Here is a 12667-nt window from a genome sequence, read left to right on the forward strand (position 1 = left end):
GCGCCCCGTTTGCCGTCCAGAGGACGCAACGCGTGACAGAGGCTTTCTTTCGTCACTCCCGTCGCTGCCGTCGCTCCGTACTCTCCCGTCACGGTTTCGGCGGTCAGGCCCCGCCCAGGGCCTCCAGGACGAAGCGGGCCCGCTCTGCGACCGGCACGCGCGGCAGCTCCACCAGCTCGTAACCGCACGCCGGGTAGGCCTCGGTCATCGCCCGGTGGGTGCGCTCGGCCTCCTCCGGGGACTGGTGGCGCTCGGCGTCGCCCGTGAAGATCTCCGGCCACGGCGGGGCCACGAAGACGCGGCGGTGGTAGCGGAACCGGCGGGCCGCCTCGATGACGTGCCCGGGGACCGGCAGGCCGCGCAGGCGGAGGTAGCCCACCAGGTCGGGGACGCCCCGGTCGCAGAAGACGGGGCCGGGCAGGGACGAGGCCTCGCGGTGCGAGCGCATCTCCCACGAGAGCATGAGTTCGGCGAACAGGGCGTCGTCGCGCCAGGCCAGGCCCCGGCCGCCGATCTCGCGCTGGTCGCGGATGACGGCGCGCCCGGCCTCCGGGGTGCGCGCGTACCCGAGCGAGGCCAGGTGGTCGATCAGGGTGGTCTTGCCCGATCCCGGGCCTCCGGTGACGACGACGAGGTGGTCCATGGTGCTCCGTTCGGGGACGGGGCCGGGCGGGGCCCGCCGTGTCGGCCCCGCCCGGCCCGGTGGTCGCGACGCGTCGTCGCGGTACGGGGGTGCCGGGACGCATCCGGCCCGTCGGCGGGGCGCCCGGCCCGGGTGTTGCGGGCCGGACGCCCTCCGGGGACCGGCGTCGGCAGGACCCGGCTCAGGCGGGCAGTTCCGCCTCGACCAGGTCGGCCGCGTAGGAGGTGCCGGCGGCCTGGAGCCGGGCGCTGACCTGCGCGAGGCGGCGGGCGGCCTCGGGGTCGGCGGTCAGCTCCAGCAGGGCCGAGCGCAGCCGCTCCGCGCTGGCGTCCTCGGTGTCGATCCTGCGGGCGACGCCGAGTTCCACCAGCCGGTCGGCGTTGTCGAACTGGTCGACGGCCTGCGGGACGGCGATCATCGGCACGCCGGTGTGGAGGCCCTCGCTGGAGCCGCCCATTCCGGCGTGGGTGACGAAGGCGTCGGCCTGGCGCAGGACGGCGAGCTGCGGCACCCACGTGTGCACCTCGACGTTGTCCGGCACCTCCCCCAGCTCGGCGGGGTCCACGTGCTTGCCGATCTGTAGCACCACGTGCCAGCCGGGCAGGCCCCCGAAGGCCTCCAGGCAGGCGCGGTAGAACCCCGGCTGGTTGGTGAAGGCCGACCCGAGGGAGACCAGCAGGACGTTGTCCGCGTCCGCCGGACGGGTCCATTCGCCCTGGTCGGCGCGGTCGCCCAGGCACGGCCCCACGAAGGTCACCGTGTCGGCCACGGTGTCGGCGAAGGGCTGCATCTCACGCGGGATCAGCGCCAGCGCCCGCTCCGGCACCCCGGCGAAGGTGGAGTGGTCGAGGCCGGTGACGCCGTTGTCGGCGAGCCAGGCGTCGAGCTTGGCGTAGTGCTCCTCGGCACCGGGCTGGGCGCGCAGCCACTTCAGGACGGTGTCCTCGTAGTCGGCCCAGGCCACGTAGGTGGGCGAGAGCTGCACGGAGGGGATGCCCCAGTTGACGGAGAGGACCCGGGCGGCGAACCCCGAGATGTCGTACAGGAACAGGTCGGGGCGGTCTCCGTCGTAGGCGGCGCGCAGGGCGGGCAGCTGGTTGATCGCCTCGTCCAGGAAGACGTCCATGCCCTTGATCGGGTCGTCCGGCCAGCTGCCGTCGCCGGTGGGCAGGACGGTGGCGTAGGGGACGAGTTCGGCCCCGGCTCCGGTGATGGTGTCGGCCAGCAGGGGGTCGTTGGCGTAGGTGACGCGGTGGCCCCGGTCCACCAGCTCGCGGATGACCTCCAGGCTGGGCAGGACGTGGCTCACGGTGGGGGTGCCGACCATGGCGATGTGGGCACGGCGGTTCATGGTGTTCTCCAGAAGGGGGTGTTCGCGGGTAGGGCGAGGGGGCACCGGGCCCCGTGGCGGGGCGGGTGCGCCGCGGCGTCGGTGACGCCTGTCGCTAGCCGTAGATCTGGAGGTGCACGCGCGCCATGTTAGCCAGGCGTCGGGGGATCGCGCACCCGCTTTTCGGCGCGGCCCCGTGGGCCCGGAAAGCCGTCCGCGCCCGCACGGAGTCCGTTGCCGCCTCCGTCGGCACCGTCGGCCTCGCGGTCCCGGCGCGGGACCGCCCCGGCCGCCGGGGAGCCGTCGCCCGTCCGCGCCCGCACCGGGTCCGGGGGCCTCAGCGGGGCTCGTCGGGGCGGCCCTCGTCGCCCGGGGCCCGGTGTCTGCCGCCCGGCCGGTCGTCCCAGCCGCCGCGCCCCTCCTCGTCGTCCCATCGGCCCTGGTCGTCCCACCGGTCCCCGGAGTCCCCGGAGTCGTTCTCACCCCAGCGGTCCAGGTCGTCCTCGTGGGAGGCGCGGTCGGCCCGGTCGGCGCGGTCCTCCAGGAGGTCGCTGGGGCGGTCCCCCCGGTCGTACGGGTCCGCGGGCTCCTCGGGCTCGCCGAGACCGGCGAAGGCGGGCGAGTCCTCCGGGGGCAGGAAGGCCTCGGCCGCGCCCCGGAGACGGAACCCGGCCACGGCCATGACCACGCCGAAGATGACCGCGTACATCGCGATCACGAACATGATGGCCTGCGCGCCCTCCAGCGGCCAGAACCACAGCAGGAGCCCGAAGACGACCGAGAGCGCACCGACGAAGACCAGCAGCCACTCGGAGCTGATGTGCGCGCGCAGGCGGATGGCGGTGACGATCTCGGCCACGCCCGTGACCACGGCCCAGACGCCGACGACGAACACGAGCGCGACGATCGCCGCGACCGGCCAGAAGAGGGCGATCACCCCCATGACGGCGCTGAGGACCGACTGGACGACCAGCGAAACCCGTGCGCCGGGCGACGAGCGGTAGGCCGCGTACCCGAGGGCCGCGGAGTCGACCAGCGCGTAGACGCCGAAGACGATCGCCAGGACCACCAGGGTCTTGCCCGGCCAGACCAGCGCGACCAGACCGAAGAGGACCGCGGCGAACCCCCGTAGGACCACCAGCCACCAGTTCCGGCTCAGCTCGCCGAGCAGGTCACCGGTCCACGCGTACCTGACCATCGTCGCCCCCTCCTTCGCACGGCCCCGTCCGGTGACCGCACCCTGCCCCTTCCCCCGGTGTCGCACAAGGACGACAGCGGTCCGCAAAATGCGGGAAAAGGCAGCCCGTACCGGTCATACCCGGACGCACGGGGGGCCGAACAGCGCGAACGCGCCTGTGGACGGAGCAAGGGAGCGCCCGCCCCGTCTGACGCGGGCGGGCGCTCCTGTGTGCTCCGGGGGGTGTGCCTACCCCTGGCCGGGCAGCCGGCGCTCGGCGGAGCCGACGTAGTGCTGGCGCGGGCGCGCGATCCGGAAGGCCGGGTCGCGCAGCTGCTCGCGGTAGTGGGCGATCCAGCCGGGCAGGCGGCCGATGGCGAACAACACGGTGAACATGTTGGTCGGGAAGCCCATGGTGCGGTAGATGACGCCGGTGTAGAAGTCGACGTTCGGGTAGAGCTTGCGCTCGGTGAAGTAGGAGTCGGCGAGCGCGGCGGCCTCGAGCTTGAGGGCGAGCGCGAACAGCTCGTCCGGGTTCTCGTCGCGGTCGAGGATCTGGCTGGCCAGAACCTTGATCTCCTTGCTGCGCGGGTCGAAGTTCTTGTAGACCCGGTGCCCGAAGCCCATGAGGCGCATCTCGCGGGCCTTGACCTTCTCCAGGAAGTCCTCGATGGAGATGCCCGAGTCGCGGATCTCCTCCAGCATCTCCAGGACGGCCTGGTTGGCGCCGCCGTGGGACGGGCCGGAGAGGGCGTTGATGCCCGAGGCCACGCTGGCGAAGATGTCGGCCTTGGAGGAGCCGACGACGCGCACGGTGGCGGTGGAGCAGTTGAGCTCGTGGTCGGCGTGCAGCACCAGCAGCATGCCGACGGCCTGGTTGAACAGGTCGCCCAGCTCGCTGTCGGCGTGGACGTCGCCGAAGGTCATCCGGATGAAGTTGTCGACGTAGTCGAGCGAGCTGTCCGGGCCGATCGGCTTCTCGCCGATCGAGTTGCGGTAGATGCGGGCCGCGATCGTCGGCAGCTTGGCCAACAGCCGGATCGTGGCGAGCTCCACCTGGTCCTCGTCGCCGGGGTCGACGCTGTCCTCGTAGTAGGCGGCGAGGGTGTTCACGGCGCTGGCCATGAGGGCCATGGGGTGGCCGTTGCGGGGCATCGCGTCGATGAGCGCGCCCATGTCGGCCGGGATGTCGGCGTTGTCGCGCAGCTTGTCGGCGAACGCCTTGAGCTGGTCCGCGTCGGGCAGCTCGCCGTAGATCACCAGGTAGGCGACCTCGATGAAGGTCGCGCCCACGGCGAGGTCCTCGATCGGGTACCCGCGATAGCGCAGGATCCCGGCGGCCCCGTCGATGTAGGTGATCTCCGAGCTACACGAAGCGGTGTTGCCGAACCCCGGGTCCAGGGTCGTCATCCCCGTCGACCCCAGCAGGGTCTTCAGCTCGATGGTGCGCTCACCCTCGGTACCGGTGAACACCGGCAGCTTCAGCACGCCGCCCTCGTAGTGGAGCTCCACCGTGCGCTCTTTGTCGTCTTCGCTCATGCCCGAGGTCAACCTTTCCAGGCGGGGGATACGTGAGGTGCGTCATACGCGGGGCGGTCCGCCGCCACGTTCCTGCTTCACTCGTTATTGTTCTGTTTTGTTAAACGACAGTTAAGCAAAAGCATATAAGTTTCACCGATTCACGAACAGGTGACATGCAACACATACCCACACGTGCACCGAATTACCGCCAGGTGAAGATTTACAAACTTTGCCAGCCGTCGATTACTTCGTGATCGCCCTGAGACGTCGCAGACGGAACCGGGAGGTCCTCCCGGCGCCCCGCTGCCTCCTGTACCGGTCCCCTGGGCGGTCCGGTATCCGCCCGGACCCTCTCCCTTCGGCCCGTCCTTCACAGAAGTGGACAGAGCCGAACGAAGCCGGGTGCGGCCGGGTGTCCGAACACGCCCTAGTGGCCTACCCTCAGGGTACCTTCGCGCTGTTCACGGGGCCTGAGGCGGGGTGCCCGCCAGCTGGTGATCTTGGCCTCTGCCTGGGCCTCGGGGATCACGGCGGCCCCGTCGGCCGCGGCGAACCGGGCCCGTCGTGGCAACGGACTGTGCGTGCGCCACGGGAGTTCACACCCCGGCGGACGCACCGCTGCGCCACACCTCCGGGACGCCCGCCGGGAGGCGTTCCGCGGAGCGCCCAATTTCCCGGGAACCGGACCCCGCTATCGACAGCGGGTAACCGCCATTCACCCCGGGTAAACGGCTCGGGCGTGCTTTGCCTAAAGGGCGGCCGCCCGGACGGAGGGCACCGGTCCGGGCCGTGGCGGGGCCGGGGGACCCGCCCCCGGAGCCTCACTCGCCCTCGTCGACGCCTCCGGCCAGCAGCGGCTCCATGAACAGCGTCGGGTGGTCGCGCTCGATCACCCGCAGACGCCACTTGTTGTGCACCAGCACCAGCAGCTCGCCGTCGCCCCGCCGCCGCAGCACCTCGGCGCCCGACAGCGTGTGCAGGGCGGGCGCCGACTCGGCGTCGGTGCGCCGCGCCACGGAGTAGTCCAGCGGCGAGGCCTCGATCGGGGCCCGGAACTCGTGCTCCATGCGGTGCCTGACCACGTCGAACTGCAGGGGACCCACCGCCGCCAGCACCGGCGCCTGCTCACCGCGCACGTCCGAGGACAGCACCTGCACCACGCCCTCGGCGTCCATCTGGGCGATGCCGCGCTGGAACTGCTTGTACTTGCTCGCGTCCTTGGCCCGCGCCACCACGAAGTGCTCGGGGGCGAAGCTGGGGATCGGAGGGTAGGCCACCTTGGGGCCGTCGTAGAGGGTGTCCCCCACCGCCAGCGCCTGGGCGTTGACCAGCGCGATCACGTCGCCGGGGTAGGCCGTCTCGATGGTGGTGCGGTCGGAGCCGAACACCGCCTGGGTGTACTTGGTGGCGAACGGACGGCCCGTGGGCGCGTGGGTGAGCACCATGCCGCGGTCGAAGCGGCCCGAGCTGATGCGCACGAAGGCCATCCGGTCCCGGTGGTTCTTGTCCATGTTGGCCTGCATCTTGAACACCTGGCCCGAGAACGGGTCGGCCACGGGGCGCGGGCGCTCGCGGTCGTCCTCCTTGGGCCCGGGGGCCGGGGCCAGGCCCACCACGGCCTCCAGCAGCTGGCCGACCCCGAAGTTGGGCAGGGCGGCGCCGAAGAGCACCGGGGAGGACTCCCCCGCCAGGAAGGACTCGGCGTCGAAGTCGGCGCCCAGCGCCTCCAGCAGCTCGATCTCCTCCTGGGCCTGGGTCCAGGCGTCGGCCTCCACCTCGGCGGCGCGTTCGGGGTCCAGGACCTCCTCGATGGCCTTGTGGGCCCCGCCCGGGGTGCGCGACATCTTGGTGTAGACGCCCTCGCGGCGGTCGATGAGGCCGCGGAAGTCCCCGGCGATGCCCACCGGCCAGTTCATCGGGGTGGGGCGCAGCCCGATGCGCTGCTCGATCTCGTCCAGCAGCTCCAGGGGCTCGCGGCCGGGACGGTCCCACTTGTTGACGAAGGTGATGACCGGCATCTTGCGGGCCCGGCACACGTCGAAGAGCTTGAGGGTCTGCGGCTCAAGGCCCTTGGCCGAGTCCAGCAGCATGATCGCGCAGTCCACCGCGGACAGCACCCGGTAGGTGTCCTCGGAGAAGTCGGCGTGGCCGGGGGTGTCCACCAGGTTGAGCACCCGGTCGTCGTAGTCGATGCGCAGCGCGGCGGAGGTGATGGAGATGCCGCGGTCCTGCTCCATCTCCATCCAGTCCGAGGTCACGCCCTTGCGGTCGCCCTTGCCGTGCACGGCTCCGGCCGAGGAGATCGCGGCCGCGTGCAGCGCCAGGGCCTCGGTCAGGGTGGACTTGCCGGCGTCGGGGTGGGAGATCACCGCGAACGTCCGCCGCCGGGAGGCCTCGCGTACTACCTCAGACTCCTGCTTGGTGGCGCCCGCCGTGTCCACGCTCATCTCCGCTGTCCGATCCGCCTCGTGTGACTACCCGTTTCCCGGCCCACCAGCCTACGCTCGTCCGAGCGCCGCCCCGACCGCGCGGGCCCGGGCCCCTCGATCCCCTACGCCCTCGCGGGCCCCTCGGCTCCCTCCGGTTCCCCGGACCCCTCGGACTGCCGGACGGCCTCGGAGACAAGGCGGAGCAGCTCCTCACGACCGGTGCCGCCGGGGTAGACCGCCACGAGCACCCGGTCGCGCCGCGGCTCCGGCGCGGTGCGCAGCATCGGCTCGGCGGCCTGGCGGACGAACTCCATGGCCTCGTCGAAGCGCGCCCACACCTCGCGGACGTCCTGCTCCGGGCCGCGCAGCCACCCGCGCAGGACGTGGTTGTGCGCCGCGATCAGCGACGCGGCCACCACCCCGGCGGCCAGCGAGCGGTCACCGCCTCCCCCGCGCCGCGCCAGATAGCGGCTGAAGGCGGCCTGGTAGCGGGCGGTCATCGCCACCTCGCGGTCGCGCAGGCGTGCGTGGGCGCGGACCAGGCGGTAGCGGGGCACGGTGATCTCCGGATCGCCCAGGTAGCCCTGGAGCACCAGCCGGGTGGCGGAGAGGACCGACGTCAGCGGGTCGTCCGGGGAGGCCTCCAGGAAGCCCTCGACCGTGGCGAACAGCTCGTCGTGCTCGGCGAAGAGGATGTCCTCCTTCGAGCCGAAGCGGCGGAACAGACTGCGTCGGCTCACGCCCGTGGCGGCGGCGATCTGGTCCATCGTCGTGGCCTCGAAGCCGTCCTCGGTGAACAGCCGCACCGCGGCCAGCACCACGGCACGGGTGTCCGCGCGCGTCTGACCGCCCCGGCCGCCCTGGTTCTCCATGGGCCGCGCCCCCTTCGTCCGTTGTCTGGAAGGCTGTGCGCCCCCATCTGTGTACTTCATCCCTTCCGCCCCCTATCCTGGCACTGAATGCCAAGGAATGGCACGCGGTGCCATCGCCCGGGACCGCCGCCAGGGGAGGAATGCAGATGAGCGACTTCGACCTGTTCAGGACCACCGAGGAGCACGAGGAGCTGCGCGAGGCCGTACGCTCCGTCGCCGAGGACAAGATCGCCCCGCACGCGGCGGAGGTCGACGAGAGGAGCGCCTTCCCCCAGGACGCCCTCGACGCGCTGGTGGCCACGGACTTCCACGCCCCGCACATCGCCGAGGAGTACGACGGCGTGGGCGCCGACGCCCTGGCCACCTGCATCGTCATCGAGGAGGTCGCCCGCGTGTGCGCCTCCTCCTCCCTCATCCCCGCCGTCAACAAGCTCGGCACCATGCCGCTGATCCTGGGCGCCTCCGAGGAGGTCAAGCGGCGCTACCTGCCCGAGGTGGCCAGCGGCGGGGCGATGTTCTCCTACGGCCTGTCCGAGCGCGAGGCCGGTTCCGACACCGCGAGCATGCGCACCCAGGCCGTCGCCGACGGGGACGGCTGGGTCCTCAACGGCCAGAAGTCCTGGATCACCAACGCCGGGGTCAGCAAGTACTACACGGTGCTGGCGGTGACCGACCCCGAGGGCGCGCGCGGCCGCAACGTCTCCGCCTTCGTGCTGCACGCCGACGACGAGGGCTTCACCCTGGGCGAGCCCGAGCGCAAGCTCGGCATCAAGGGCTCCCCGACCCGCGAGCTGTTCTTCGACAACGTGCGTGTCCCCGGCGACCGCATCGTCGGCGCCCCGGGCGAGGGCCTCAAGATCGCGCTGCGCACCCTGGACCACACGCGCGTCACCATCGGCGCGCAGGCCGTCGGCATCGCGCAGGGCGCGCTGGACCAGGCGGTGGCCTACGTCAAGGAGCGCAAGCAGTTCGGCAAGCACATCGCCGACTTCCAGGGCGTGCAGTTCATGCTCGCCGACATGGCGATGAAGCTGGAGACCGCGCGGCAGATGGTCTACGTGGCCGCCGCCAAGTCCGAGCGCGGCGACGACGACCTGCCGTTCTACGGCGCCGCCGCCAAGTGCTTCGCCTCCGACGCCGCCATGGAGATCACCACCGACGCCGTGCAGCTGCTGGGTGGCGCGGGCTACGTGAAGGACTTCCCCCTGGAGCGCATGATGCGCGACGCCAAGATCACCCAGATCTACGAGGGCACGAACCAGATCCAGCGCATGGTGATGGCCCGCCAGCTCCTCAAGTAGCGGCCCGAGAACACAGAAAGACCCCGCTCACGACCGGTCTCCGCGGAGACGCGAGCTGTGGAGCGGGGTCCTCTCATGTGGTGCGCCGTGCCCTCCGGAGGCGGGCCGTCCCGTCCGTGTTCCGCCGGGAGTCCGCGAACCCCCGTCCGACCGCCCGGCGGGCGCGGCCGGGGGCCGCGTGAGGGGCCCGCTCCCAGAGGCGGCGGGTCAGAGCGTGGCCTCGCGGACGAAGCGGCCCAGCGGGATGGGGTCGCGGCCGAGCGCCGCACGGACGTCCTCGGTGACCTCGGCCGCCCTGCCCCGGACCGCGGCGGCGAAGCGCTCGTTGAGGGTGTCGATGAAGCGGTCGTTCCACCCCCGGTCCGCGGCGCGGAAGTAGAAGCCCGCCTCGTCGACGGCCTTGAACCGCCACACCGGGCTCTCGGTGCCCCGGGTCTGCTTGACCACCTCGCGGAAGGTGAGCGGCTGCGGGCCCGTGAGCGTGTACTCCCTGCCGCTGTGGTCGTCCAGCAGCGCCGAGACGGCGGCGTCGGCCACGTCGCGGGCGTCCACGAAGCTGACCTCGGTCCTCTTCTTGACCGGCAGTTCGAGGCGGCCGTTGCGCGAGCGCGCCAGACCGGCGAACATCCCCTCGGTGAAGTCCTGGAAGAGCCAGTTGGACCGCAGCACGGTCCACCGGCCGAACAGGTCCCTGGCCCGCAGCTCGGCGGCGCGCTGGTCGGAGTCCGACGGCGCGTACTCGCTGCCCATGGCGGTCAGGACCACGGCGTTGGCGGCCCCGGCCGCGGCGGCCCTCTCCAGGAACCCGGCGACCCGGTTGCCCAGCGCGCTCCCGACCGGCGTCACCACGAAGACGTTCTTGACGCCGTCGAGGATCTCGTCCCAGTTAGAGGTGTCGGTCCAGTCCAGGCGGGTCTTCGAGGTGCGGGACGCGCCCGTCGCGGGCAGGCCGCGGCTCCTCAGCTGGGTGAGGACGCGGCGGCCCACCATTCCGGTGGCTCCGGTGACCAGAGTGCTCATCGGTTACAAGGTACCGACGCGCGGACCGGACACGAACCGTCCTCGCCGCGCCGGGCCCGGCGCGGCGGACCCGGCGCGGACCCGCGCGGACCTGTCCCGTCCTCAGGCGCGGCTCCGCGGCCGCAGCGCCTCCATCCCCAGGACCAGGGCGGCGCCGGCGGCGGCCACGCACAGGTTGGCGAGCAGCTCGTAGCCCTCGAAGGCCGCCACGTTGGGCACGACGAAGCGGTTGAACGAGTTGAGGACCACACCCAGGAACGGCTGGTACCAGAGGTGGTCGACGGCGCCGCTGACGCCGACGAGGACGAGCAGGACGCCGACGCCCTGGATGACCTTGCGCATGCCTCCGACGCTAGACACCGGGGCGCGCGCGGCGCATCGGCCGACCGTCCAGTCCCCGCCCGGGCGGGTCGGCCGAACGGCCGAGGGCGCGCGGCCCGCGCCCCGCCCGCTCCCGCCCTCCGGGTGCGGCCCCGAACGTAGACTGCACTGCGATGAACGCTGTGGACGGGCGGTGCGGCGCGCGCGACTGGATCGTGGACTCCTCCATCTTCCTGATCGCCCTCCTCTCCGTGCTGATGAACGCCGCCGAGTTCCCCCACCTGCCCGTCCGGGAACCGGTCCTGCCCGTGTGGCTCCAGGCCGCCGACGCGGCCCTCGCCCTGCTGGCCTGCCTGGCGCTGTGGTGGCGGCGGCGCTGGCCGGTCCAGATCGCCGTCGTGCTCGTCCTGTACTCCGCCGTCTCCGGGCTGGCCTCGGGCGCGATGCTCATCGCCCTGTTCTCCCTGGCCGTGCGCCGTCCGCCCCGCACCAGCCTGGCGGTGTACGGGCTGAGCGTGGGCGCCTCGCTGGTGCACGCCGCGCTGTGGCCCGACCCGCACGCCCCGTTCCTGGTGATCCTCCTGCTGGGGGCCGCCCTCCAAGGCGCCGTGACCGGCTGGGGGCTCACCGTCCAGCACCGGCGCGAGCTGGTGGAGTCGCTGCGCGACCGGGCCGTGCACGCCGAGACGGAGGCGCAGCTGCGCGCCGAGCACGCCCAGCACCAGGTCCGCGAGGCCATGGCCCGCGAGATCCACGACGTGCTCGGGCACCGGCTGTCCCTGCTGAGCGTGCACGCGGGCGCCCTGGAGTACCGGCCCGACGCCCCCGCCGAGGAGGTGGCCCGGTCGGCGAAGGTGATCCGCGAGAGCGCCCACCAGGCCCTCCAGGACCTGCGGGAGGTGATCGGCGTGCTGCGCGCGCCCGTCGGGGAGCTGCCGCAGCCGACCATGGCCGACCTGCGGCAGCTGGTGGAGGAGGCCGACGAGGCCGGGACCAGGGTGGAGTTCGTGCAGGAGTGCGCCGGGACGGTCCCCGAGCGCACCGGGCGCACCGCCTACCGGATCGTCCAGGAGGGGCTGACGAACGTGCGCAAGCACGCGCCGGGCGCCACCACGCGCGTGCTGGTCCGGGGAGCCCCGGGGGACGGCCTGCTGGTGGAGGTGGGCAACGACCCCTCCCCCCGCGCGGCCTCGGGCGGGGACGGCGACGGCCAGGGCCTGGTCGGGCTCGCCGAGCGGGTGTCCCTGGCCTCGGGGCGGCTGGAGCACGGTCCGGACGGCCGGGGTGGCTGGCGGCTGGCGGCATGGCTACCGTGGCCCACATGAGCGAGACGGAGCGGGAGATCGGGGTCGTGCTCGTCGATGACGACGCGCTGGTCCGGGTCGGCCTGGTGATGATGATGGGCGGCGCGCCCGACATCCGGGTGCTGGCCGAGGCCGAGGACGGCAGCGCGGTGGTCGACCTGGTGGCGCGCCACTCCCCCGACGTGGTCCTGATGGACATCCGGATGCCGACGGTGGACGGGCTGACCGCCACCGAGCGGCTGCGGGCCCTGGAGAACCCGCCGGAGGTGCTGGTGCTGACCACCTTCGACGCCGACGAGCACGTGCTGCGCGCGCTGCGGGCGGGCGCGGCGGGGTTCCTGCTCAAGGACACCCCTCCGGCGGAGATCGTGGAGTCGGTGCGCCAGGTGTCCCGGGGCATGTCGGTGCTCTCCCCGGCGGTGACGCGGCGGCTGGTCGAGCGGGTGGGCGCCAGCGACCGCGGCGAGCGGGCCCTGCGTGCGCGCGAGCGGCTCTCGGCGCTCAACGGCCGGGAGCTGGAGGTGGCCGTGGCGGTCGGCGGGGGCCGGTCCAACGCCGACATCGCCTCGGCCCTGTTCCTGAGCGTGCCGACCGTCAAGACGCACGTGTCGAGCATCCTCACCAAGCTCGGGCTCAACAACCGCGTCCAGGTGGCGCTGCTGGTGCACGACGCCCAGCTCCTGGACGGGAGGGGCTGACCCTCCCCGCCGCCTCCCCGGCCGTCCGGCGCCCGCTCCCCGCCCCTTCCG

11 protein-coding genes are annotated in these 12667 nt (G+C 72.6%); 3 read left to right on the plus strand and 8 right to left on the minus strand.

What is annotated here, in order from left to right; genetic code table 11:
- Nucleotides 1–103 precede the first annotated feature (103 nt).
- From PV789_RS27075 to PV789_RS27100, 6 genes are all read right to left on the minus strand, one after another.
- Nucleotides 104–643: an AAA family ATPase gene (locus PV789_RS27075; protein WP_274975148.1), complete on the minus strand. Its 540-nt coding sequence runs from the start codon at nucleotides 641–643 to the stop codon at nucleotides 104–106.
- Nucleotides 644–824: 181 nt separating this feature from the next.
- Nucleotides 825–1994, minus strand: a complete 1170-nt coding sequence (locus tag PV789_RS27080; protein ID WP_274975149.1) for a macrolide family glycosyltransferase — start codon at nucleotides 1992–1994, stop codon at nucleotides 825–827.
- Nucleotides 1995–2310: 316 nt separating this feature from the next.
- Nucleotides 2311–3171 carry an HdeD family acid-resistance protein gene (locus tag PV789_RS27085; RefSeq protein WP_274975150.1) on the minus strand — a complete coding sequence of 287 codons (861 nt, stop codon included), beginning with the start codon at nucleotides 3169–3171 and terminating at the stop codon, nucleotides 2311–2313.
- Nucleotides 3172–3399: 228 nt separating this feature from the next.
- Nucleotides 3400–4689, minus strand: a complete 1290-nt coding sequence (locus tag PV789_RS27090; protein WP_274975151.1) for a citrate synthase — start codon at nucleotides 4687–4689, stop codon at nucleotides 3400–3402.
- 803 nt (nucleotides 4690–5492) lie between these two features.
- Nucleotides 5493–7118: a peptide chain release factor 3 gene (locus tag PV789_RS27095; protein ID WP_274975152.1), complete on the minus strand. Its 1626-nt coding sequence runs from the start codon at nucleotides 7116–7118 to the stop codon at nucleotides 5493–5495.
- 104 nt (nucleotides 7119–7222) lie between these two features.
- Nucleotides 7223–7972 carry a TetR/AcrR family transcriptional regulator gene (locus PV789_RS27100; RefSeq protein WP_274975153.1) on the minus strand — a complete coding sequence of 250 codons (750 nt, stop codon included), beginning with the start codon at nucleotides 7970–7972 and terminating at the stop codon, nucleotides 7223–7225.
- A 146-nt stretch (nucleotides 7973–8118) separates the two neighbouring features.
- Between PV789_RS27100 and PV789_RS27105 the strand changes: the two genes are divergently transcribed.
- Nucleotides 8119–9273 (plus strand): acyl-CoA dehydrogenase family protein, encoded by a 1155-nt coding sequence (locus PV789_RS27105; RefSeq protein WP_274975154.1) that lies wholly within the window; start codon nucleotides 8119–8121, stop codon nucleotides 9271–9273.
- Between the two features lie 207 nt (nucleotides 9274–9480).
- Here PV789_RS27105 and PV789_RS27110 read toward each other — a convergent pair whose 3' ends face one another.
- Nucleotides 9481–10293 carry an NAD-dependent epimerase/dehydratase family protein gene (locus PV789_RS27110; protein WP_274975155.1) on the minus strand — a complete coding sequence of 271 codons (813 nt, stop codon included), beginning with the start codon at nucleotides 10291–10293 and terminating at the stop codon, nucleotides 9481–9483.
- 102 nt (nucleotides 10294–10395) lie between these two features.
- Nucleotides 10396–10635, minus strand: a complete 240-nt coding sequence (locus PV789_RS27115; RefSeq protein ID WP_274975156.1) for a hypothetical protein — start codon at nucleotides 10633–10635, stop codon at nucleotides 10396–10398.
- Between the two features lie 152 nt (nucleotides 10636–10787).
- Here PV789_RS27115 and PV789_RS27120 point away from each other — a divergent pair, with 152 nt between their 5' ends.
- Together PV789_RS27120 and PV789_RS27125 are read left to right on the plus strand one after the other, a co-directional pair.
- Nucleotides 10788–11939: a sensor histidine kinase gene (locus tag PV789_RS27120; RefSeq protein ID WP_274975157.1), complete on the plus strand. Its 1152-nt coding sequence runs from the start codon at nucleotides 10788–10790 to the stop codon at nucleotides 11937–11939.
- Nucleotides 11918–12616, plus strand: coding sequence for a response regulator transcription factor (locus PV789_RS27125; RefSeq protein WP_274975158.1), 699 nt, complete (start codon nucleotides 11918–11920; stop codon nucleotides 12614–12616). Before PV789_RS27120 ends, PV789_RS27125 begins: the two co-directional genes overlap by 22 nt.
- The last annotated feature ends 51 nt before the right edge of the window (nucleotides 12617–12667 follow it).

The organism is Nocardiopsis camelliae (assembly GCF_028993595.1).
Classification (GTDB): Bacteria; Actinomycetota; Actinomycetes; order Streptosporangiales; family Streptosporangiaceae; genus Nocardiopsis; species Nocardiopsis dassonvillei.

Coding starts and splice junctions, on each gene's coding strand:
- PV789_RS27075 (WP_274975148.1), bottom strand. CDS start 643: ATGGACCACCTCGTCGTCGTCACCGGAGGCCCGGGATCGGGCAAGACC.
- PV789_RS27080 (WP_274975149.1), bottom strand. CDS start 1,994: ATGAACCGCCGTGCCCACATCGCCATGGTCGGCACCCCCACCGTGAGC.
- PV789_RS27085 (WP_274975150.1), bottom strand. CDS start 3,171: ATGGTCAGGTACGCGTGGACCGGTGACCTGCTCGGCGAGCTGAGCCGG.
- PV789_RS27090 (WP_274975151.1), bottom strand. CDS start 4,689: ATGAGCGAAGACGACAAAGAGCGCACGGTGGAGCTCCACTACGAGGGC.
- PV789_RS27095 (WP_274975152.1), bottom strand. CDS start 7,118: ATGAGCGTGGACACGGCGGGCGCCACCAAGCAGGAGTCTGAGGTAGTA.
- PV789_RS27100 (WP_274975153.1), bottom strand. CDS start 7,972: ATGGAGAACCAGGGCGGCCGGGGCGGTCAGACGCGCGCGGACACCCGT.
- PV789_RS27105 (WP_274975154.1), top strand. CDS start 8,119: ATGAGCGACTTCGACCTGTTCAGGACCACCGAGGAGCACGAGGAGCTG.
- PV789_RS27110 (WP_274975155.1), bottom strand. CDS start 10,293: ATGAGCACTCTGGTCACCGGAGCCACCGGAATGGTGGGCCGCCGCGTC.
- PV789_RS27115 (WP_274975156.1), bottom strand. CDS start 10,635: ATGCGCAAGGTCATCCAGGGCGTCGGCGTCCTGCTCGTCCTCGTCGGC.
- PV789_RS27120 (WP_274975157.1), top strand. CDS start 10,788: ATGAACGCTGTGGACGGGCGGTGCGGCGCGCGCGACTGGATCGTGGAC.
- PV789_RS27125 (WP_274975158.1), top strand. CDS start 11,918: ATGGCTACCGTGGCCCACATGAGCGAGACGGAGCGGGAGATCGGGGTC.